Annotated in this window: 14 protein-coding genes and 2 CRISPR repeat arrays; of the genes, 1 reads left to right on the top strand and 13 read right to left on the bottom strand. The window is 41.1% G+C overall.

What is annotated here, in order from left to right; all coding sequences use genetic code 11:
• Positions 1-111: 111 nt before the first annotated feature.
• Complete coding sequence (locus V7K97_RS03660; RefSeq protein ID WP_334799341.1) at positions 112-822, bottom strand: pentapeptide repeat-containing protein; 711 nt, start codon at positions 820-822, stop codon at positions 112-114.
• Between the two features lie 115 nt (positions 823-937).
• On the opposite strand from V7K97_RS03660, the gene V7K97_RS03655 reads away from it, so the two are divergent.
• Positions 938-2,128, top strand: a complete 1,191-nt coding sequence (locus tag V7K97_RS03655; protein WP_334799340.1) for an FAD-dependent oxidoreductase — start codon at positions 938-940, stop codon at positions 2,126-2,128.
• A 91-nt stretch (positions 2,129-2,219) separates the two neighbouring features.
• Here V7K97_RS03655 and V7K97_RS03650 read toward each other — a convergent pair whose 3' ends face one another.
• The 12 genes from V7K97_RS03650 to V7K97_RS03595 all read right to left on the bottom strand — a co-directional run bounded on the left by V7K97_RS03650 (position 2,220) and on the right by V7K97_RS03595 (position 23,298).
• The gene (locus V7K97_RS03650; RefSeq protein ID WP_334799339.1) at positions 2,220-4,037 is read right to left on the bottom strand and encodes a tetratricopeptide repeat protein; all 1,818 of its coding nucleotides are present in this window, start codon (positions 4,035-4,037) and stop codon (positions 2,220-2,222) included.
• A 227-nt stretch (positions 4,038-4,264) separates the two neighbouring features.
• Entirely contained in the window at positions 4,265-4,561 is a 297-nt protein-coding gene (locus V7K97_RS03645) for a helix-turn-helix domain-containing protein (RefSeq protein WP_334799338.1), read from the bottom strand.
• The gene (locus tag V7K97_RS03640) at positions 4,548-4,775 is read right to left on the bottom strand and encodes a type II toxin-antitoxin system RelE/ParE family toxin (protein WP_334799337.1); all 228 of its coding nucleotides are present in this window, start codon (positions 4,773-4,775) and stop codon (positions 4,548-4,550) included. Before V7K97_RS03640 ends, V7K97_RS03645 begins: the two co-directional genes overlap by 14 nt.
• 129 nt (positions 4,776-4,904) lie before the next feature.
• Positions 4,905-7,191: a CRISPR direct-repeat array (repeat unit 37 nt; unit sequence GTTTCAATCCCGTTGCCGGGAATCATTTATTTGAAAG).
• Between the two features lie 216 nt (positions 7,192-7,407).
• Positions 7,408-7,701 (bottom strand): CRISPR-associated endonuclease Cas2, encoded by a 294-nt coding sequence (cas2, locus tag V7K97_RS03635; RefSeq protein ID WP_015127537.1) that lies wholly within the window; start codon positions 7,699-7,701, stop codon positions 7,408-7,410.
• Positions 7,698-8,675, bottom strand: a complete 978-nt coding sequence (gene cas1d / locus V7K97_RS03630) for a type I-D CRISPR-associated endonuclease Cas1d (protein WP_334799336.1) — start codon at positions 8,673-8,675, stop codon at positions 7,698-7,700. The genes cas2 and cas1d overlap by 4 nt, the downstream gene beginning before the upstream one ends.
• A gap of 598 nt (positions 8,676-9,273) precedes the next feature.
• Entirely contained in the window at positions 9,274-9,864 is a 591-nt protein-coding gene (gene cas4 / locus V7K97_RS03625) for a CRISPR-associated protein Cas4 (protein ID WP_334799335.1), read from the bottom strand.
• Positions 9,865-10,734 carry a CRISPR system precrRNA processing endoribonuclease RAMP protein Cas6 gene (gene cas6 / locus V7K97_RS03620; RefSeq protein WP_334799334.1) on the bottom strand — a complete coding sequence of 290 codons (870 nt, stop codon included), beginning with the start codon at positions 10,732-10,734 and terminating at the stop codon, positions 9,865-9,867. It lies immediately after the preceding gene.
• A complete protein-coding gene (gene cas5d, locus V7K97_RS03615; RefSeq protein WP_334799333.1) occupies positions 10,703-11,494 on the bottom strand; it encodes a type I-D CRISPR-associated protein Cas5/Csc1 in 792 nt (263 codons plus the stop codon). The genes cas6 and cas5d overlap by 32 nt, the downstream gene beginning before the upstream one ends.
• Before the next feature lie 331 nt (positions 11,495-11,825).
• Positions 11,826-12,830, bottom strand: a complete 1,005-nt coding sequence (gene cas7d / locus V7K97_RS03610) for a type I-D CRISPR-associated protein Cas7/Csc2 (RefSeq protein WP_334799332.1) — start codon at positions 12,828-12,830, stop codon at positions 11,826-11,828.
• A gap of 49 nt (positions 12,831-12,879) precedes the next feature.
• Positions 12,880-15,801, bottom strand: a complete 2,922-nt coding sequence (cas10d, locus tag V7K97_RS03605; protein WP_334799331.1) for a type I-D CRISPR-associated protein Cas10d/Csc3 — start codon at positions 15,799-15,801, stop codon at positions 12,880-12,882.
• A 59-nt stretch (positions 15,802-15,860) separates the two neighbouring features.
• A complete protein-coding gene (cas3, locus tag V7K97_RS03600) occupies positions 15,861-17,996 on the bottom strand; it encodes a type I-D CRISPR-associated helicase Cas3' (RefSeq protein WP_334799330.1) in 2,136 nt (711 codons plus the stop codon).
• 356 nt (positions 17,997-18,352) lie between these two features.
• Positions 18,353-22,619: direct repeats of the CRISPR family, unit length 37 nt; unit sequence CTTTCAAATAAATGATTCCCGGCAACGGGATTGAAAC.
• 16 nt (positions 22,620-22,635) lie between these two features.
• Positions 22,636-23,298 (bottom strand): Uma2 family endonuclease, encoded by a 663-nt coding sequence (locus tag V7K97_RS03595; protein WP_334799329.1) that lies wholly within the window; start codon positions 23,296-23,298, stop codon positions 22,636-22,638.
• Positions 23,299-23,419: the final 121 nt, after the last annotated feature.

Raw genomic sequence — 23,419 nt, 5'->3', positions numbered from 1 at the left:
GCGAACGACAAGCTCAGTGACCACCTACGCGGGTTTCAAATCCTTAATCTGGCGTTAGTCCGCGTAGGCGGACTTGGTTTGTGTAGCCGCGATTTCTAATCGCTTTAACTTTTACTCAGAAAATTTGGTTTCTCTGAGGTTTGCCCCATCGAGTATGGCATCATTGAGAATTGCCCCATGCAACCCAGCTAAATATAAACTTGCACCACGCAGGTTAGCTCCTTCTAGGTTAGCTTTCTCTAAGTTGGCGGCACTGAGGATTGCTCCTTCTAGGTTGGCTAGATATAAGTTAGCTCCTTCTAGGTTAGCTGCACTAAGTATTGCCCCCGCTAGATTAGCTTCTCTAAGGTTAGCCCCAGCAAGATTTGCTTGATAGAGATTTGCCTGTTCTAGGTTCGCCCCATTTAAGTTTGCTCCTCTCATGTTCGTGTAGCTTAAATCAAGTTGCTCATTTTCTGGGTCTTTGTTTGCATCTCTTCTGGTGATAACAGTCAGGGCTGCTTGAATATCTACACGAACTTTTGTTAAGAGGTTGCTCGTAACTTCTTGTTGGGGTATGTAAGGAGCATTTTTTCGGACAAAAGTAGTAAGAATGTCTATGATTATCCAGTGGTACTGTGGATGATTGTGGGCAATTTGCTCTAAATCATTAATTATCGCTAGACTGGTTTCTAGTGTGTTATTTCCTAGCTGTTCGCTTGCTCTTTTTAAGCGTTGTTTTGGCGAATGATGCTGAGTTTTTTTAACTTGCTCCTGGGAAGTAGGTATCCACCGGAATATTTTTGATAGCTGGATGTTATTTACGGATAAAATATTTTTCACAATATGAAAATCATTAATGATTACTGAAGATATTTATTTTTAACTGCAAATTAACCCCGATCGTGATGATTTTGATTTATTCCTAATCAGCGATTAACTAAAATTGAGTATTGAAATGCAGCAAAAATTACAGCCACTAGTTAAAGAATTGGTGTTAATTGGTGGCGGACACAGCCATGCTATTGTCTTGAAAATGTTCGGAATGAAACCGTTGCCCGGAGTACGTTTGACGTTGATTACCGCAGCACCAAAGACAGCTTACTCTGGGATGTTACCAGGATACATTGCCGGACTTTACAGCCATGATGAATGCCATATTGACTTGCGACCCTTGGCGAACTTTGCTCAAGTAGAGTTGTATATTGACACGGTAGTTGCCCTAGACTTGGAAAACAACAAAGTTCTTTGTGCTAACGGACTGGCGGTAGATTTTGATTTGCTGTCTATTGATATTGGCAGCACTCCTTCCAAAATATCTGTATCAGGTGCGGCAGAATATGCGATCGCAGCTAAACCAGTATGGCAGCTATTAGAGCATTGGCATGAACTAATTGAAGCCGTAGGTAAAAATCCTCAAGAACCAATTAGGATTGCGATCGCAGGTGGTGGCGCTGGCGGTGTAGAATTAGCCCTATCGATGCGATCGCGTTTACATGAGATTTTGCATCAAGCTCAACAACCAATTCAAAATCTAGAAATTCATTTATTTCAGCGCGGACAAGAACTGATGCCCAATTACCGTGAATCAGTGCGGCATCAACTTCAGCAAATTTTAACTGAGCGAGGTATTAAGCTGCATCTTGGGGAAAATGTGTGTAAAATTGCACCCATAACACCCAAGGAAACTAAAGAAGTATTTGAAATTAAATGCGAATCTGGGTTGAAAGTAGAGTGCAATAAAATCTTTTGGGTAACACAAGCTTCAGCACCCGAATGGTTAAAAACTGCTGGACTAGGAACTAATGAGCAAGGTTTTATTCTAGTAGAAGATACGCTGCAATCTCAAACACATCGGCAGGTATTTGCATCTGGTGACATTGCCACAATGGTAAATCATCCGCGTCCCAAAGCTGGGGTATTTGCTGTTAGACAAGGAAAACCTTTGTTTGAGAATTTGCAGCGAATTTTATTAGGTAAGTCGCTCAAACCTTATAGACCACAGAAACAATATTTGAGTTTAATTGGTACAGGAGACAAACGAGCCATCGCAACCAGAGGTATTTTTACTTTACCACCTCACAAACTATTGTGGCATTACAAAGATTGGATTGACCGCCGTTTTATGGAACGCTTTCGCTTTGAATAATATCATGTCCGCCAAATTACCCATAATAAAAGAACCCCTCCCCGCAGGCGGGGAGGGGAGACAAAGCACAGCTTTGGCGGGGTGGGGTTCTTCAAAGCTGTTCAATTAGCTCAATAATTTGTTGATAATACTGGATATTTCCTTCTTGGTAATACAAGTCTGCGGATTTCTGGAAATCGCTAATTGCTCCTTGAGGGTCTCCCAAATTTCGATAGACATCTGCCCGAAGAATGTAAGCGGAAGCCCAATTAGGCTGACGCTGTAAGGCTTGGTTTAAGTCTGCAAGCGCTCCTTGTAAATCTCCCAACAGAGAACGGCTACGACCACGATTGTACCAGTCTTCGGCAAAGCTGGGGTCGATGGCGATCGCTCGACTATAATCTTCTATTGCCCCTTGATAATCTTCTAGGGCATAGTGAGCATTAGCGCGATCGCTGTAAAATGCAGCAGATTGGGGATTTATTTGTAAAGCTTGGGTGTAATCTGCGATCGCACTTTCATAAGCTTCTAAAGCATAATGGGTAGAGCCTCGGTTGTAATATGCTTCAATTAAATTAGGATTAATTTGCAAAGCTTGATTATAATCTGCGATCGCTCCCTGTTCATCTCCTAAAATCCGACGAGCATTTCCCCGATTGCAATAAGCTTGGGAAAAATCAGGAACCAGTTCTATGGCTTGAGTATTATCATCAATTGCTCCTCGTAAATCTTGCAGGGCTTCACGGGCAATAGCCCGACCATAGTAAGCTGCGGCTAAGTTATCATTAATTTGCAATGCTCGATCGTAATCTTTAATTGCGGCTTTATGATCTCCTAAAGAACGACGAGCCGCCGCGCGATCGCAATATCCTTCTGCTAAATTAGGATTGAGTTGTAATAGGCGATTGCTATCTTCAATTGCACCTTGATAGTCTCCCAATCGCCGAAGAGCATTAGCCCGAAAGCCGTATACTAAAGCGAGAGTCGGATTTTCTTGTAAGGCTTGGTCATAATCTGCGATCGCACCTTCATAATCCTCAAGAGTACTACGAACCAGACCACGCTCACAATAGGCTTGCACATCATCAGGATTCAGCTTTAATGCTTGGTTAAAGTCTTCAATTGCTCGGTGATAGTTTTTGAGGTGAGCAAGGACAAGACCCCGATTATAGTACGCTCCGGCAAAGCTGGGGTTAATTTTGAGGGCGTGGTTGTAATCGGCGATCGCACTTTGATAATCTGTTAAAGCGTAGTGGGCATTACCTCGGTTATGATAAGCCTCCGCCAAGTTAGGATCTAATTGTAATGCCTGATTATGGTCAGCGATCGCTTCGTGATAATTTCCTAAAATCTGGTGAATATTGCCGCGATTGCTGTAAGCTGCGGCAAAATGGGGATGCCATTGTAAAGCTTGCTGAAAATCGGCGATGGCTCCTTGATGATCGCCACGTTCAAAACGAGTTACACCCCGATTATGATAAGCGTTGGCAACATCAATATTGATATTATCAGCTAATTGGGTACTCATTTCTATAGTTTGAAGATAATCGGCGATCGCTTTGTCATAGTCTGCCAAAGCAAAGTAGGCATTTCCCCGGCTGTGGTAAGATTGGGCTAAATTGGGATCTACTTGTAATGCTTGGTTATGATCGGCGATCGCACCTTCATAATCGGCTAGAAAGTAACGAGCATTAGCGCGGTTGTAATAGGCTGTGGCAAAATTGGGATTGATTTCGATGGCGCGGTTATCATCTGCGATCGCACTGCGATAATCTTTGAGTTGACCGCTTAAAATCAGCCCGCGATTATGGTAAGCTTCGGCATAGTCAGGGTTTAGCTTGATGGCTTGGGTGTAAGCTGCGATCGCGGCTTGATAGTCACCTTGCAGATTGTGGTTTAATCCTTGTTTAAAAAAATCTTCAGCATTCATATAACTTTTTTGGCTTTTGACATTCTCTAGCCTAAAGCATCGGGATTGTTAACGATATGTTTTCAAAATTATTCCAACTACTATTGTGCCGGTTGCTAGGATTTTTTGTTTCAATCCCGCGAACGGGTTTCATTTATTTGAAAGTTTGGTGTTGTTGTCAGAAAGGGCATATTGATTTTTGTTTCAGAACTTTTCCTAATCTTTCCGCTATTCTGACTCCGGAATTCTTACTCTTTAGGTGACATTTTAATTTCTACTTTTTGATTTAAAGCTGCTGCAATCCGAGCCAACATAGACAAAGAATGTCCCTCATAGTCAGCATCTTCCAATCGAGCAATGACTGACTGGGTAGTACCGACTTTTGCGGCTAGTTGTTGCTGGGTTAGCCCCTCTTGTTTGCGTGCATCGTAGATGATTTGAGATACTTGAGCATTTATTGATGATTCTCTAACCATCTCTTGTAATTCTGGATCTGACTTCATCATTGTTTTAATTATTTTCAGTGCATCATTAGTTTTCTTCATCTGTTTCTTCCTCTGGTTCGATATAAGTATGAACTTCTGAATTGAGTATGAATAAATTTTTGTATGTTAATGCTAAATCAATTTCTCGATCTGGAACTTGGTTATCCTCTTTAATGATGGCATGAGCTAAAATTACTACGTTTTGACCATGAAAAAAATATAGAATTCTATAGCGGTTCTCCAATGGAAGCAATACACTTTGACCTCTCTCCAAACCTCTCTCCTAAAAGGAGAGAGGCTTTGAATCTTACTCCCCTTCCCTCGTAGGGAAGGGGCTGGGGGTTAGGTCTGTATTGCACTCAACAGAGAAGCGCTATAATTACTACTCTAAGATGTGTTGATGGTTTCAATCCCGTTGCCAGGAATCATTTATTTGAAAGTCTTAAAAATAAAACTATTCGCGAACCCTTCAAACCGTTTCAATCCCGTTGCCGGGAATCATTTATTTGAAAGCACTCTCTCAAAAATAATGAAAATTGAAGACATCGAAAGTTTCAATCCCGTTGCCGGGAATCATTTATTTGAAAGCTTAATTTCTGATAGATTCCGCATCTACTTATGAGTTTCAATCCCGTTGCCGGGAATCATTTATTTGAAAGTGTGCTTGTTTTACATAAAACTGGAACATTTAGTTTCAATCCCGTTGCCGGGAATCATTTATTTGAAAGCTTGATGATTCTTAAACCTAGCTTGAAAATCTTTATGTTTCAATCCCGTAGCCGGGAATCATTTATTTGAAAGGCAACTAATTGGGGAATTACTGCCGGATTTGGAAGTTTCAATCCCGTTGCCGGGAATCATTTATTTGAAAGCGCATTTTTTACTCATCAGTACGCGGAATTGAGCGTTTCAATCCCGTTGCCGGGAATCATTTATTTGAAAGAAAGCATGGTTTTAAGGTTTGCAAAACAATTCAATGGTTTCAATCCCGTTGCCGGGAATCATTTATTTGAAAGGTAGAAGAAGTAACTCCAATACAGTTTGATAAGAAGTGTTTCAATCCCGTTGCCGGGAATCATTTATTTGAAAGCCAACGACTACTAGATCAAACGAAAACTCATAAATTGTTTCAATCCCGTTGCCGGGAATCATTTATTTGAAAGGATGCACTATATAGGTTAGCTAGTCATTTAGATTGTTTCAATCCCGTTGCCGGGAATCATTTATTTGAAAGTGCTGCGGTTGCCTCAATAAAAGGATCTTCTTATTAGTTTCAATCCCGTTGCCGGGAATCATTTATTTGAAAGTTCAGTTGAATTAAAGCTCCCCAGCGTTCGCCGGTAGTTTCAATCCCGTTGCCGGGAATCATTTATTTGAAAGCTGAACAATTAGCCAAAGTTTTAAGGCTTCAATTAGAGTTTCAATCCCGTTGCCGGGAATCATTTATTTGAAAGTCGTACACCCATTCGCCTGGTGTTTGAGCATTGGTAATGTTTCAATCCCGTTGCCGGGAATCATTTATTTGAAAGCTGGTAATCTTGCAGGAGATTAATGCGGTAGCGGGTGTTTCAATCCCGTTGCCGGGAATCATTTATTTGAAAGTTGACGCGTGAACACTTCGGAACTCTATAAGGTTCGTTTCAATCCCGTTGCCGGGAATCATTTATTTGAAAGTCGCCGCCGCTAGTTATTTTCCGAAGAAAACAACATGTTTCAATCCCGTTGCCGGGAATCATTTATTTGAAAGGTCAAACTCAATGATGGCCGCGCCATCTGTTTAGAGTTTCAATCCCGTTGCCGGGAATCATTTATTTGAAAGGTAGACTTTAAAAGATCGCCAAAATATATTGTAATGTTTCAATCCCGTTGCCGGGAATCATTTATTTGAAAGTCCTGCCTTCTGCCCTCTCCCTTCCGAGACATCTGTTTGTTTCAATCCCGTTGCCGGGAATCATTTATTTGAAAGTTGGTACACTCTGTTTTCCGGCATTGGAATGATGGAATGTTTCAATCCCGTTGCCGGGAATCATTTATTTGAAAGTACCTTAACGGGATATCTTGGAATCTTGCAGAGCAAGTTTCAATCCCGTTGCCGGGAATCATTTATTTGAAAGCTATTCCATGTTCAGCTAATAAATCGAAGTACGTTTGTTTCAATCCCGTTGCCGGGAATCATTTATTTGAAAGTAAGGGATGGTATTCCCACCATCATTAGGTGGAGCAGTTTCAATCCCGTTGCCGGGAATCATTTATTTGAAAGTTGTTCCCGCTCACCCGTGCCTTGCCCGGATAAGTGTTTCAATCCCGTTGCCGGGAATCATTTATTTGAAAGCAAGAATTCCTGATTTGTGCCGTGTATATACACGGGTTTCAATCCCGTTGCCGGGAATCATTTATTTGAAAGATCCTGTTGCATCAATAATTATTTGGTTCAATTTGTTTCAATCCCGTTGCCGGGAATCATTTATTTGAAAGCTGGATTCACGTCAATACCATTCCTCCCTGGCGGTTTCAATCCCGTTGCCGGGAATCATTTATTTGAAAGAAAGACATCTCAAAGTACACCGATCTAGGGGAAATGGTTTCAATCCCGTTGCCGGGAATCATTTATTTGAAAGCTCTGCTTTCCTCACCCCAGCAACGGTAGTATCCTGTTTCAATCCCGTTGCCGGGAATCATTTATTTGAAAGCCCGCCAGCCAGAAGCTAAATATAGAGCCATTCCCACCAGCAATTTTGGCAGGTCTAATTTAAAAGTCCGTTTCCGGGATTCATAAGTAGGCTCTACATTCATACATAAAACGCTGAAACTATTGAATTGTCAAGGTTCTGTCGATTTGGCGGGAGGTGGGGGGTTTTCGCCCGTGCTTTGCCCTGCCAAAAAACTCCACCAGCATTATATCAACATCATAGTATTATCGTCTCTTCTTGTCGAGGTTGCTCGGAACCGTAGGTAATAGTCTTACGCACCGCTCCAGCATCCAAAACATAGATACGTACTGAATCTTCGGCTGGTTTAATCAAATTTTCAACTTGCACCTTTAGTTTAGCAAACTGCATGGCAGTCAAAAAACATTCAAAAACGCTGTACTGTGTCCAGGTTCCATAACCGGAAAGCATTTTATGTAGTTTTGTTCGCCGCTTATTCGCTGCTTTACTATCGGGCAAATCGTAAATTATCAGGTAAAACAAAGTACTCATCGCAGTGTCAGGGCTTTATAGGGAACCCCTTCTTGTAAATGCCGACTTAATAAACGTGCTTGCAATTCAATAGCACGACGATAGCTGCAATGATAGCCAAAGGTAGGATGCTTAAACTCGTCCTTCATTTTTCGTTCCCACGCTTGCAAAAACTGTTTGCGTCCGGCTTCCGAAAGTCGATAAGCACCGAGATTATCAGTAAAATCATCGGGTTTAATTTCTTTATGGCTGATAACCGAAAGTATCAAATTATCCGCAACCAAGGGGCGAAATTCTTCCATTAAATCGAGAACCATTGCAGGTTGTCCTCTAGTGGCTTCGTGCAAATAACCAACGTAGGGGTCTAAACCAGCTAGATGTACCGCAGCCGTTACCTGAACTTGCAAAAGTCCATAAGCAAACCCCAATAAAGCATTGACCGCATCAGTAGGAGGACGGCGATTTCTGCCATTAAATGACCATTGTTCTTCAAGCATCACCGGCCAAGCCGCAAAATATTCTCGCGCCGCCAATCCTTCAACACCACGTACTTCATCGAGGGTTGTTTTTTCTTTGACTAGCTGTTTGCGAGATTTTAGGGGATTGTCTTTTTGGTCGTGGCGGTATAAAACACTATATTGATTGTGGATTTTGCCCGTCACAATAGTTTTGACAATATCCAAACGATGGGCTGCATCACAGTAAGCACCATATTGTGCTAGCCGCAACTGACCATTACGCGAGTATGCAGGAAGCGCCGAACCTAAGTATTTACCGAAACCTGAAAGGTAATGTACAGGCATTCCCAATTCCAAAGCATATACTAAAGCATCGCCAGTAATCTGGGGATTTCCCATCAATACGACTTGTTCGACAGTTTGGGCGGGAACCGATTTTTTCTCCCAGTTGCCATCTTCTTGTTTTAAGGCGACCTTAAAAGCTTCCGCAACTTTACTTAAAACTGCATCGGGTTGAGTGACGTAGAGAATAGACATAATTTTCCTTTGTAATTGTTTAAGACTTAACCCCCGTACTTCCCTACAAGGGAAGTGGGGATTTAGTTAAAGGCTCTTTTCTTGCAGCGCTATGTACACACAAGTCTGTCGAATTACCCCACCCTAACCCTCCCCTTATAAAGGGGAGGGAACTAGATTTCTTTTTCCCCCCTTTCTAAGGGCAGGGCTGTTTCATTCGTTCAGATCAGAATTTTGTCAAGAGTATCAACCAGAAAATTTAGTGAGTTGGTAATCGAAAAATTACTGTTTCAATCGGTAAATTTAAGTGCGATCGCCTGGTTTTTGACCCAATTAGAGTGTTTAAAAACCTGATTTTTTTGACTGATACGCTTGTAAATTAAGGTCTTTTGGGGAATGAATCAGCCCTGCCTTTCTAAGGGGGGATTAAGGGGGGTAATTCAACTTGTGACACCGAGGGGCGAGGGGAGACAATACGGTTCGGATAAGGTTTTTTCATGACAGATCCTAGATCACAAAGACGCGATAAATCGCCGTCTTGACAATAATCAGTCCTTTGTAGAGACGGCGATTTATCGCGTCTCTTCCCTTAACCGAACCGTATTGCGGGGGGAGAGGTTTAGAGAAGGCTTTCCAGACGTAATTTTTTGATTTCTTTTGGCAAGCAAATTTTCTGCAAGCTGCAATCTTGACACTTTTTCGGGTGGTCAATTGGTGGTGGCATTGCTTTGCCAAGTGCAGCCCGCGCCGCCTGAATTGCTTGCTCTGTGGCTTGTCGCAATTCGGGTGTAAAAATTACTCGTTGGCGGCGGCGGTTGGCGTAGTAAAAAATTTCTCCATAAGGAATGGAATCTCCGGTGCGTTCTTCTAGACACAAAGCCGCACCGCAGAGTTGAAAATGGTCGTTGAGATGGTTGGACATCCGCCCCTTTTTAAATTCCAAAGGGATAAGCTGGCGATCTATTTCTTCTACTGCATCAATGATACCGTTGATCAGGAGGCGATCGCACCACACCCACTGATGTCGATAAATTACCTTCTCACCTTCAACAGATTTACCTTCATCATCAACATTGCGGTGCAGATGGCGACCAATAATTATGTGTTCATTATCGGCATTTTCCCCAAGTTCGTATTCCAGAAAAAAACGACGCGGGCAATATTCCCAAGCATTTAAATAAGCTAGGGGTAGATAATATTGTTCATTCATTTATCTTTTCACTTTTTTTGAATTTTGAATACTTCGACTACGCTCAGTACAAGTTTTGAATTTTGAATTCGCTATTTGCGTCTGTCCCATTCCCATCGCAGTTTTACGCCCTACTCCAGCAAAGAAGGCAAAATTTGCCAAAATCGTGGCAATTCGTGCCGTTTCAGCATCACTAAATCGGTAACAAACCCAACCCTGCGCCCCAACTTCCGTACCTCCTTCCATCTTCAGGGCATAGGTTTTGAGTTCGTAGGCTGTAACCAAAGCATTCCATTCACAATTAGGAAGATGATATTGTTCCGGTGCAAAAATATTCCACCGCCGATGCAGCGAATTAAACACTAATTCGGGTAGCGGAAATGTCTGTACAGCTTGATTTTGCTTAAAGCTAGTAGGAGATAAAAAATGCAATTCAATATCAGTTAAAACCTCTGCTGGATGAGATAATAAAGCATAATCAGCCGCACCTGCTAATTGGTGCATTCCCGGTAGCGCGTAGAGATGACGCAGTACAAACAGAAAATCTGCTAATACTAAAGATTGGGTTTCTGAACATTCAAATCCGCGCATCAATGGTTCAACTAAAGCACCATCCAATAAAGTAATGCGAAAATAAAAATAATCTCCCACCCGCACCCCACCTTGACGGCGATTTCCTAACAAAGGCGAAATAGTCAATGGTGGATTTTGACTTGCATGGATAGTTTCAGCTACAGATGGGTTTGCTGCTGCTAACCATTTGAGTACTAGCGCGTGTAATGCACGAGATAAAGTAGGGGGAATATCCCCCACAGCCGCAGCCGCAAGTTCAACAACAATTGAATGTAATGTCGAAAATTTATGCTGTTGCAACGATATTTCCGGCTCCATAAAATATTCCTGTTGGTAGATGAATTTCTTCTGGTAATTGTTGATATTGCTGGGTAGTCAATGTTGACTTAAAATCTTGCCAATCATCTTTTTTGGTTACTAAATATTCACCATGTAACTGCGCCTGACTTACCAAACTCACAGGAGGCATAACAATCCGGTTGTAAAGTATAATTCGAGTTGTAGTTGGTAAATCTAAGGGGTTTAAAGGATGCAAACAGGTGTATTCACCAGATTTATTTTGAATGACTTTATCAGGAATTTTCAAAGCTTCAACTCTGATTTTGGAAGCCCATTTACCCAAACGTATCCAACGCGGTAATTTGATAGTTTCTGGGGCGATAATATAAGTACGATATTGACTACCTACAGCTAATTCTTTAGCCCTTCCGTAATTAATAGGGTAATTTTTCTCCGCCCCCTTATCGCCAAACTGTTTTGATTTGCCATAATACGCAACTTGAGCCGCTTTAAAAGTATTAATTTGATACGACCAACTCATAGGTTGAGCAGGGAATACATAAATTCCGGCTTGATTGAGATGGAGCAAATTTTGTTCAGCACTAGCATCTAAATATGTTGGTTTTTGTGCTAATTCCCCTTGCAGTCGGTATGGTTGAGGAATGTAATTAATAGTAAAAAGTGCAAAACTTAGCCCCCAATTATGTAAATATTTTTCAGTTTCATAGAGAATTCCCATCTCCCGCGTAGCGAAGAAAACGTTATCATGTAGCGTCAAAGTGCAGTGATATAGTGCCATAGCAAGCAATTTTTGATTTTAAAAGTAGGGTGTGTTATGCCGTAGGCTAACGCACCTTAATTTACTGAAAGAACCTCTCCCCCAACCCCTTTCCGAGGCGGAGAGGGGAGTTTTGCTGCTGAGTTTTTCCAAGGGGAGTTTTGCTCCCCCTTCCCTACAAGGGAAGGGGGCTGGGGGGTTAGGTTTTTGATTACTGAATCGATGTTCTACAAGTAGAGTGTGTTATTAATGCACTTCCTCGTTACATAGCTCTGCCTCATTTTTATGGGAAGCGGAGCCTCTAGGGAATGCATTCCCAGCCTGGAGGCTGGGAACGAGATAAACGAGATAATTACGAATTACTTTTACCTTTCTTTTTCAACGCCCCAAAAGATTCTGCATAGGCTTTAGTTTGCCCATATAGTGCAGTTATAGTTTCTACTAAACGCGTTTCATCTTGATAGAGTGCATTAACTTCAGTAAGTAAATCATCTAACTGTGAACCAAAAATTAACTTTGTTTTGCGTACTGGTTCGTCATTCAGTAAATTATTCGCCACCGTTTCTACTTGCTGTAAAACATCACTAATGGGAGCATCTATATCACCTTTTAAAGCATCGTGAAGTGCTTGAGTCAAATGCAAATTACTAAAGATTTCACCATCGCAAAATGCAATCCCTGCAAGATAATTTCGCATTGTTCCCGTGCGCGATTCTTGAGCGCCGTATCTTTTAGTGCGTAATAAATTACCTAAAACATACAGAAAGCCTTCATAAGTAGAGTCCCGCAGAGTTTCTATTGTGGGAAATGTTACCTCTGGAATAACGTGATCTAATTCGTTAATACTGCTTCGCATTTCTCCAGCTTCACTCATTGTTCCACCTTCAAAGGGTGCATTGAATGTAAAACTGCGATGAGATGCTTCGTAAGCACTCAAAGAAAAAGCGGAGTCAGAATACACTTTAGAACGTTCGGAACCACTATCACCGATCGCAAAGCCATAAATAATACAATCTGGACATTTTTTACAGGATCTCTCACCATTATATTCACAGTGTTTATCCTTATTTGCCTCATCCGCGCTGGTAAGATTTAAACCACGGAGTAATTCGCGTCCCGCCAGTCGTTCCGGGGTGGTTTGTTTGCGCTTAAACATTACCAAACGACTGATTTGTTTTTTACTTTCATCTGTATTACCTAAACCCGCTTGAGTGCGTGCAGTGTTGAGGATTCCATCTGTTTGGAATACGGGGAATGATTGACTATGACGTAACATAATGAAGTGAATATATTTCCCAGAAGCCAAGCGGGGAAATGCCGATTTAAATTCAGATTTTAAGGTTGTGAGAATAGTCATAATTTTGCTCCTGATAATTTAGATTGAGAGGGTAATAAAAAATGCAAGTCTAGGATACTTTTGCAGATTTATCTTGCAAAGCTAACCAACGATAAGCAAATTCAGCACCCGATTTAATCCGGTTGCGGTTCTCTTGTAATAAAGCGCGATCGCCTTTATAAAGTCCCAAAAATAATTCGCGGACACAGGTTGTCATAAACGTATGAATTGCAGTTAATTCCCGTTCTTCTCTTGTGGTTCTATCTATTGATTTATCCATCATTAAAGGACGTTTATAAACTTCTTGACGCGCCAAAGCATCTTTGATTTGTCCAGAGGCTTGCAAAATTAAATCATCCACATCAACTTGTTGGGGAACTGACAAAATTATCTCCAATGCTTTGGATAGCGGTAGTAATATTGTGTGGCTAGATTCGCCGAGACTTGCTTGATAAAACACGCGATATTGTTTTACAACCTTTTCAATTAATGTCATCAGATAGACTCCTTGGTTTGTTTCTGATTTATCTTGTTTTACCCAGAATTGGGCATATTGCCAATAACGTTTAACTTCTTCTTGACTAGGTATATCTCGTTTATCACGTCGCAATCCTTCTGTTGCTAAACCAAAAATATTGAGTACATTTGTTGTCACCTCCCGCACTGTTTTAATTAAATCTCGCCACTTAGCATCTGGCGGCGAACTGCGAGTATCTAAATGCAAACTGTAGGCAATTAAAAGTCGCTGCATAGCATTTTCAAAATCCTGAATCCGCAATGAATTAGATAATCCCAGCAAGTTCCAAAATGATGCAGGTGCATCGAGAATTACAGACTCTTTAAAATCGCGATCGCTGTTATAAATTGGCACAGAACTACTAGTAGCTATGACCTTTACTCCTAGTAATATAGGCAGCGATAACGCCAAAAAAGCTGGTTGTACCCAAGCATCGCTGAGTGTTTTTCCCCTTGTTGTCGTGTAACTCATAGCGATAAAAGGCAAGTCTTCTTTATTGTATTTATCCTCATGAAAGCGTCCTAATTTAGCTTCATCAGTTAACCAAGGGATTGATTGCAAAGCCTTAATATTCATCTCCTTCTCTAGCCATTGCTTGCGGACATCCCAAAGATTGATAAATTTCATATTATTGACTAATAATTTGATAGCAGCAGCCGTTTGTGGAGAATACACATAAGCAGGAAAAATATATAAAAATACTGGCTGTTGTTCTTCTAACTTCCCTGCTGGTACTGACCAAAAAGCTTGTCTCAGCAACATTTCTATAGCATATATTTTGGAAATTCCCCGTTTTATTTGTCTACCGCCAAGGGCATTTTTATTACTATATTGCTGCGGTTTAAATAAAACTACCGAATCCATCTGATCTTCCGATGCAAACTCACCAGAACTTAAAGAACAAATTGGTTGTTTAGCCAGCTTTGTTTTAGCATCAGTATAAGCTGTAAACTCTGCACTAAATGATGGATGATTGCTTTCCCATCCTTTAACTTCTAAATATTGCGCTAAATAATCAGAGAAAATATCGCGGATCGGGCTAGAATGTGACGGTAATAAGTTATTTTCACTTGCCCAGTTTGCTAAATCTTTCGCCCAAATTTCAATGCGTTCTGAAATATCTTCTGGTTTCAAAGTTGCATGATTAGCAACATAATATGCTGCTGCATGATACCAGCCATAATTTACACCTCCCGATTGAATTTGGGTTTGTTCCGGTGAGATTTTGTCTTGAATTCCTAATTTATTTAGTATCCAATTGATGTATTCAGTTGAATCAGCAAAAAATTCTTTTTGAGTTATAAAAATAAATTCGGCAATCCTATCAGCGCGAATATCTGCACCTTGATTGAGAAATTCTCGCTCAGTTTCAGTTAAAGATAATTTCTCTAATCGTTTGGGGGTTGCAGGGTCTTTTATATTTGCTACCTTGACCTCAATTACCCGTGGTAGCTTGGGAATTAGTTCGGCTGGGGAAAATAACTCTAAAGTTTGCGGTGCTACTTTTAAACCCTTCCCATCTCGCTTAAAACCAATATCTCCACCCAACATTTTACTACCCAAAACTCCGCTAATTTGACTCCAAATAAATTCTTGGAGTTCGTTAATATTTGGAGTTTCAATATCTGCTGGTGCTAGATAAATTACACCTTGAGCAAAAAATAAAATTGGCTCCCAATTTAGTTTTTTAGCAAAGTTAATTGTGGCATTATGAATACCATTGCTCAAAATACCAATGGTATCTCGCAAGCGATGATAAACCAAACTTTTATTAATATTTAAATACCGCAGTCGTTCCCGCAGTCTTTGACCTCCGGTTTGCGTATCTATATCTGCTGGATCGGTAAAATGTACCGCAATATCGCCAAAAGCAAGCAGATGACGCAGGGGAACTTCTAAACGGCGACGGTCTTTAATTTTAGGAACAGGCCAGTTAGCTGGGTAAATATTTGTGCCGACTTTGTTTTGGGTATTTTGTGCCAAATAAGCAATTTCTGTTAAATACTCCTGCCATTCTGGCCAAAATAATTCAAAGTTGAGTTTTTCTCCTAAATCACGGCAGAGATTAAGAATTTTCTCGACTTCATAATTTTTCGGTGTTTCTTCTCCTTGTCCGTTACAATATTTGTTGTAATCGTGCAATGTTAATCCTAAACAAAGTAGATATTTTTCAATCTCTGATAAAGGTTGAGGTAAATATTTGCTGATGTTCCAAGCTGTGAGTAAGCCATTGAGAACGTGAACTAGTAAATTTTGATCAGCCCGATTTGACCAATTTTGTGCTTTTTCTTGAGCATAGCGATCGCCAAGCTGAGATAATATTTGATAATGTGATTCGTAAGAACCACCCAAGGCTGAAATTAAGGCAAATTCTTGTTCGAGAGATGGTAGTAATTTTTCGATATATAAATGCAGAATTGGGTCTGTATCTGTTGGGAGGGTTTCTATGAGTAGTGTTTGGAGTAAGGTGGACATAATTGGGGGGAATATTTTTTAAACGCAAAGGAACGCGGAGGGAAACGCGGAGGGGAATTTTAAAAGATGGAAGATTCAAAGCGGGTGCTAGTGAATTTTTTTAACCGCCATTTTAAAGCTTCGAGAAGTAATGCATCTTGGTTGAATGCACAAGCATAAGCTTCTTCACTAGCATCAACTAAACGATGTAAACCAAATAATGGACTGAGATTAAGGGTACGGCTAACTTCCCAATGGCTACTTAATTTATTTTTGTTGACTGGGACTAAGAAAGTAAGTAATTTCTTTTGCTGCAAACAAGTAACCACGTCAGATTGAGGATGTCCAATTAAGCTTAATTTATCTATTAAAGAAAGTTCGCCAAACTTTAATTCGCTACTAGGACGATTTGATTGCAAACTAATATTATTAATTCGCTCGTCAACCCATGACTGAATGCGAAGATAAACGTTGATAAAATCTTCTGGAAATTCTTCTTCACCGCGTCCTGACTTATTCGCTGCATTTAAAAATGTCTCGCGGTTAATGATTTCTACCCGCGCATAAGGTAATAATCGCAGTAAATCATAAGTATAAAAGTTATTACCATCCCAAACCGCAGCTTCCAGGGTTGAACCTCCCCGAAAACTTAAAAGTTGTTTTTGGGTGGCTTGACCAACAGGGTTATTTTGCATTGCAAACCACTGTTTTCGTGCTGATTCAAAATCTTGAGAATATACGCGCTGCAAGTCTTCCGTCATGCGATCGCGCACTACCTGACTAACCTTTCTATTTTCTTGAGTCATCCGCGAAAACATCCCCTGTGCTTGCAATGCACCCCAACGCTGACGATATTTTTCAAACTCTTTGGGTGGGTCAAATGCAGTAGCGATCGCATCTTCTAAACTATGTCGCGTCACTGTCTGATTGACACTAAGTTTTTCTTGCAATCTGGCCATCACCCAAGGAGTATGACTGGGAACCAAAATAAATGCTGTGTAAGCATTAAAACCGGGATGTCTACCCAAACGTCCTAAACGCTGCATCACCGTCGCCGAATCACTGCTTTCAAAAATCAACAGGTGAATTTTAAAATCCACACCCACATCAACCGCAGATGTACCCACAACTAAAACAGGGGCTTCTGCGTCTTTCAAGTCACTTTGCACCTGCAATCTTTGCTGGCGATCGATGCGTCCGCTAATTTCTTGAACGATCACCCCTGGTAATAAAGCCTTCAGCAAACGAGTCACCTGTCCAGCTTTCGCCACCGAATTCACAATAATCAATCCCCTGGCTTTTGACTCCGCATTCAGAATTTGCTGAATGGTGGGAATCATTTCTTTTAACCATGTCTGGGTATCTGCATCCTTGGCTAATTCCACAAACTCTAATTCCACAGCTTGCAGAATTTGGCGAAACCCAGTTGTTTCCTCACTTGTATAAACTCCCTCAACCGTAGCCACCTTAAAACCTGCTTTGCGTAATTGTTCGATAAAATCAGGTTTTGGCGTTGCGGAAGTAAACAAAAACCGTCTGGGACGAGATTGATTTTCTTGGCTGCGGCGAATGAAAGCCAAACTATTTAAAGCAGCAGTTTCTTGATGACTCCCAAAAATATGAAACTCATCAAACACCCACAAATCAGGCCATTCTGCCAATACCAAGGGTAGTCTATCTATACCATCAGCCGGATCGCGGTATTGATAGTGAGTAATGTAATGGAAAATATCAGGATTGGTCAGCAAAATTGGTTTTTGTTGAATCGCCAATAGCAATTCTTGAAACTTATTACTCTTAACAGCTTGTTTAACTCGCCTATTTAATTCCGCACCAAATAAGCGGTCTACTCGTTGAGAAGCATCTAAACCAAACAGATTATTATAGTGATATTGCTGTTCAGCTTGGTCTTCCACCAGTTCGATTGTGGGATACAACCCCATAATGCGAAAATCAGCATTGAGCAGTCCTGGTAAATTTGCACTCAGGGTCTTACCATCACCAGTTGCAGATTGATTACAGATAATATCTGCATCTCCATGTATAATTTCTTTATAAGTCTTTGCTTGGTGCGATGATAGAGGACAAGCACATCCGGGTGGTGGCTGGAGCTTGGGAGCCTTTTGAGCGACAATACATTCAGAGGTACACCCAAGGGGACAGTTCTCAACTCCTGGGTTGAGTTGAGAGTAGAGAGGTTGTAAAAAAAGCTTCACCTTACTTACCCTGTGTTATTGCACCCAGTTTAGTACGGGTTTGAGGAATGTTGTTATCAAAATTTGATATCAATGTTTTTTCTTTTCTTGACTGCGGATAAGTTTTGTCAAGTTACATTTTGTCGAAGTGAGAAAATGAGCTTATAATCTGAAGCAAAGCTAAATTTTTGGCATGGGAAAGCACGGGCGAAAACCCCCCACCTCCCGCCAAATCGCCAGAACCTTGACAATTCAATAGTTTCAGCGTTTTGAGTATTTTTTGGTTCGCTGTTAGCAATGGCTGAAATGGACTTTTAAAACAGTCCTGCCAAAATTGCTTCTAGAACTTGGTCTATAATTAGGGTGTGGCTCGCGGACTTTCAAATAAATGATTCCCGGCAACGGGATTGAAACTCTCGGCCTGCGGATGGTGGTCCTGGGGGGAATTCCACCTTTCAAATAAATGATTCCCGGCAACGGGATTGAAACATCGAACATCACAAGGATGTAGCTGATGAGGTCAAAGACTTTCAAATAAATGATTCCCGGCAACGGGATTGAAACCTTTACTATGACGCTGAATTTAATGTTGCGATACCGACTTTCAAATAAATGATTCCCGGCAACGGGATTGAAACTACCAATGGGAAGTGCTTGCCTGTAGTGTCTACCCTTTCAAATAAATGATTCCCGGCAACGGGATTGAAACAACCGTGAACCCAATGGGTACTGATGTTAATCTTGCTTTCAAATAAATGATTCCCGGCAACGGGATTGAAACCAATTCTTGAAGGTATTTCACGGGGTTGTTTTCGTCTTTCAAATAAATGATTCCCGGCAACGGGATTGAAACAAAGGCTCGATACTTACCGCGCTAAAAATGCACCACTTTCAAATAAATGATTCCCGGCAACGGGATTGAAACATTCCAGCCGCATTCAATAGCCTCAGAATTATATCTTTCAAATAAATGATTCCCGGCAACGGGATTGAAACCGTATATACGTAATTAGAATTAATGAACTGGACTTTCAAATAAATGATTCCCGGCAACGGGATTGAAACCATTTACAGATTATCTCGTCGTCAAGGCTTAAGTAGCTTTCAAATAAATGATTCCCGGCAACGGGATTGAAACAGCGGGAACAAGCGTCGCGTTGGATTGAGGGCTGCCCATCTTTCAAATAAATGATTCCCGGCAACGGGATTGAAACGAGCATACGGAAGACTTATAGAATTAGAAGTTCCCCTTTCAAATAAATGATTCCCGGCAACGGGATTGAAACATATAAAATCGCACAGTTTGGCGTTGACCTGTTCAGCCTTTCAAATAAATGATTCCCGGCAACGGGATTGAAACCTTGCGACTGTTGTGATAAGCTGCAATCCCAGATTAACTTTCAAATAAATGATTCCCGGCAACGGGATTGAAACTGTAATTTCAAATCCAGGTGCTAAAGTACATCTTTCAAATAAATGATTCCCGGCAACGGGATTGAAACATACCTCATCGCTTCTTTTACGTCTTCCTGGTCTTCTTTCAAATAAATGATTCCCGGCAACGGGATTGAAACTGTGTCTGGGTTCTAGCCAAAGCTTGAAAGTTAAGCTTTCAAATAAATGATTCCCGGCAACGGGATTGAAACCTGCTACGCGGAAATAGCTAACAAGAGGAAACCTGCTTTCAAATAAATGATTCCCGGCAACGGGATTGAAACACGCAAAAGCAAAACACCTTACCATCGGTCGGTAGGGCTTTCAAATAAATGATTCCCGGCAACGGGATTGAAACATGTCGATGACTGCTCAGAAATGTCCCGCGAAGACAAGGACTTTCAAATAAATGATTCCCGGCAACGGGATTGAAACTCTTATATCGCTCCACCCTACGACGAGATTCAAATCTTTCAAATAAATGATTCCCGGCAACGGGATTGAAACACATTATATTCTTCCTTCCCCGCCGAAATTCCTTTGTACTTTCAAATAAATGATTCCCGGCAACGGGATTGAAACTTAATCCCGAATTAACAGCGGGTGAGAGCGGCGCGGTATTGGGCTTTCAAATAAATGATTCCCGGCAACGGGATTGAAACATCAACTAGTAGGGTTCTATAGGATGACTTTAAAGGCTTTCAAATAAATGATTCCCGGCAACGGGATTGAAACGACCTGATAGTAAACTTAGCCAATATCCCTCTTCCCTTTCAAATAAATGATTCCCGGCAACGGGATTGAAACAGAAGCTTTGGTTTAAAATAGTCCACCGATTCTTGCCTTTCAAATAAATGATTCCCGGCAACGGGATTGAAACCGCAGATACTCAAGGCGAAGAGAAATATCTCTATCAACTTTCAAATAAATGATTCCCGGCAACGGGATTGAAACACTCTGCTTTCAGTTCTGCCAACAATTCATCAAACTTTCAAATAAATGATTCCCGGCAACGGGATTGAAACTTCACGGATTACGCCAAAGCATTACTGACTATACGCTTTCAAATAAATGATTCCCGGCAACGGGATTGAAACAATCGAAGCTCGTCGATAAAGCTGAGGTTAAACCAACTTTCAAATAAATGATTCCCGGCAACGGGATTGAAACATAGTCAGAGCCAAGATTATCTAGATGATATGGATAGCTTTCAAATAAATGATTCCCGGCAACGGGATTGAAACAGATGTATCATATTCTCTTTGGATGTTTCATCCATACTTTCAAATAAATGATTCCCGGCAACGGGATTGAAACTTACTGTTGGTAGAACCTTTGGGACGGCCGCCTTTACTTTCAAATAAATGATTCCCGGCAACGGGATTGAAACGTAGCCGGAGAACCACCAGGGGAGCAACCCGGGGTCTTTCAAATAAATGATTCCCGGCAACGGGATTGAAACTCTATTATTTCCCTAACAACATTGATAAATGTTGTATGCTTTCAAATAAATGATTCCCGGCAACGGGATTGAAACATTTCTTGATTACTATGGTTTGTAAAGATGACTTCGCTTTCAAATAAATGATTCCCGGCAACGGGATTGAAACAACAATGTCGGAAGAATATCTAGCGAAATATTCACAGGCTTTCAAATAAATGATTCCCGGCAACGGGATTGAAACCTACGGTTTATCGCGGATTTAGGGCATCGCGTCCAGCCCTTTCAAATAAATGATTCCCGGCAACGGGATTGAAACCTTTTATTTCTCTATCTATGGATTTCTCCCCATCTTTCAAATAAATGATTCCCGGCAACGGGATTGAAACTTGTCACTTCAGTTGTAATCTGTGAGCAGTTCGTCAACTTTCAAATAAATGATTCCCGGCAACGGGATTGAAACAAAACGTAACTCTAGCTACGGGAGGCATGCTCAACTTTCAAATAAATGATTCCCGGCAACGGGATTGAAACGGGTGTGGGAGGCGATCGTGAATGATATCAAAATCCGAACTTTCAAATAAATGATTCCCGGCAACGGGATTGAAACTACACGACCTAGGGGCAAAAATCCCCAAAGGTCGGTTTCTTTCAAATAAATGATTCCCGGCAACGGGATTGAAACCTATCCTCCAGTACAACTGTATTAGTAAGCGACTTAACTTTCAAATAAATGATTCCCGGCAACGGGATTGAAACATTTTCCCCCAGAACGCATTGAAGATGCCCTGAAGTTCTTTCAAATAAATGATTCCCGGCAACGGGATTGAAACAAGAATTGCCGTTGATTGAGAAGGGCGATCGCTCTTTCAAATAAATGATTCCCGGCAACGGGATTGAAACGGCTGCGAATACCGATTTGTACTCTTCACTCCCTTGCCTTTCAAATAAATGATTCCCGGCAACGGGATTGAAACAAAAATTTTGGGTAAATCCTTCCAAATCAACATCCCAGCTTTCAAATAAATGATTCCCGGCAACGGGATTGAAACATTTACATCAATCCATTCGCCACGATTGTCAATCCACCAACTTTCAAATAAATGATTCCCGGCAACGGGATTGAAACTCTCCACAGGGGGAGTAGTGGCAGTGGTCGAACTTTCAAATAAATGATTCCCGGCAACGGGATTGAAACCTGTTTATAAACTTCTAGATTACGATAAGTTAAAACTTTCAAATAAATGATTCCCGGCAACGGGATTGAAACACCTCATCAGGACTAACTTGTGCTATAGGGGAACAAACCTTTCAAATAAATGATTCCCGGCAACGGGATTGAAACGAAGTATTGGGACTTTTTTCCAATGGAGATTCGGACTTTCAAATAAATGATTCCCGGCAACGGGATTGAAACAGATATTCACTCACGAATTACTAGGATACATAACTTTCAAATAAATGATTCCCGGCAACGGGATTGAAACCATCTACCCCTCTCTCCTTTTTGCCTAAAGCATCACTTTCAAATAAATGATTCCCGGCAACGGGATTGAAACAAGCTTCAAAAAAATCAGCTAATTCTTTTTGACTTTCAAATAAATGATTCCCGGCAACGGGATTGAAACATAAACTTTTCTCTACCTTCAACCTGCATTTTAACTTTCAAATAAATGATTCCCGGCAACGGGATTGAAACGCACAGTGGCTGCTAGATAGCTACTTGGGCAAGCTTTCAAATAAATGATTCCCGGCAACGGGATTGAAACGTTAACTATCAAGTATTTAAAGCGTGTTCGGGTCAATTCCTTGCTGTTGTAATCTGGCTAACAGATTTTGCAATTGTTCTTCAGGCGTTGAGTATCTGTCACCATGCTCATCATACCAATACAACCATTCCCGCATCCTTCCTTGATAAGTACCCTGTTCCCGTCCAATACCTAAACCGATTTCTGGCATCCAAATTTTATCTCCTGGTTGTAAAATGTATTTACCTTCAACTAAGCGATAAACTTCTAAGCGTTGACGCCTACGCCGGAGGCGAGTTGGTGCATAAATCACATAATACAAAATGCCTAATTCGGCATAATCAATTTTTTTATGTTCATATTCGCCGTTATAAGTTTGAGAAACAACTTCTAAAGCTAAAATTGGTGGAATGCCTTCTTCTTCCCACAAAACGTAACTAGAACGTCCATTTTCTCCAACAAAACGTTCTACGCCTAAACTTAAGAAACCATCAGGAACTATAGCTTCTTTACTGGGTGTATGATAAACTCCCATATTAATCCCAAAAAACCAGTCATCGCGGTTTTGCCAAATGGAAGCTAAGATGGCTAACAATAAGTTAGGAATTAATATTTGCAGTTCGTTATCCACGGGGGTATTATCTGAATCTGGTAATTCTGCCGATGAAGGTAGGCAGTCTAACGGATTGTAGTTGAACATAACTATTCGTCAATCCTCAATCTCTAAATTTAACGTATCGCGGAAGTCCCCACCCTCAATGTACTCATAGGGTGGGGATAGGGAGCGGACGGCGACGATTCCAACTCGCTCCCTAATCAAT

The organism is Nostoc sp., from assembly GCF_036917815.1.
In the GTDB taxonomy this organism is placed as follows: domain Bacteria; phylum Cyanobacteriota; class Cyanobacteriia; order Cyanobacteriales; family Nostocaceae; genus Nostoc.
The sequence above is the reverse complement of the archived record's forward strand: the minus strand, read 5'-3'. Positions and strand labels throughout refer to the sequence as shown.

Coding starts and splice junctions, on each gene's coding strand:
- V7K97_RS03655 (WP_334799340.1), top strand. CDS start 938: ATGCAGCAAAAATTACAGCCACTAGTTAAAGAATTGGTGTTAATTGGT.
- V7K97_RS03650 (WP_334799339.1), bottom strand. CDS start 4,037: ATGAATGCTGAAGATTTTTTTAAACAAGGATTAAACCACAATCTGCAA.
- cas5d (WP_334799333.1), bottom strand. CDS start 11,494: ATGGCACTATATCACTGCACTTTGACGCTACATGATAACGTTTTCTTC.
- cas6 (WP_334799334.1), bottom strand. CDS start 10,734: ATGGAGCCGGAAATATCGTTGCAACAGCATAAATTTTCGACATTACAT.
- cas2 (WP_015127537.1), bottom strand. CDS start 7,701: ATGAGTACTTTGTTTTACCTGATAATTTACGATTTGCCCGATAGTAAA.
- cas10d (WP_334799331.1), bottom strand. CDS start 15,801: ATGTCCACCTTACTCCAAACACTACTCATAGAAACCCTCCCAACAGAT.
- cas4 (WP_334799335.1), bottom strand. CDS start 9,864: ATGAATGAACAATATTATCTACCCCTAGCTTATTTAAATGCTTGGGAA.
- cas1d (WP_334799336.1), bottom strand. CDS start 8,675: ATGTCTATTCTCTACGTCACTCAACCCGATGCAGTTTTAAGTAAAGTT.
- V7K97_RS03595 (WP_334799329.1), bottom strand. CDS start 23,298: ATGTTCAACTACAATCCGTTAGACTGCCTACCTTCATCGGCAGAATTA.
- cas7d (WP_334799332.1), bottom strand. CDS start 12,830: ATGACTATTCTCACAACCTTAAAATCTGAATTTAAATCGGCATTTCCC.
- V7K97_RS03645 (WP_334799338.1), bottom strand. CDS start 4,561: ATGAAGAAAACTAATGATGCACTGAAAATAATTAAAACAATGATGAAG.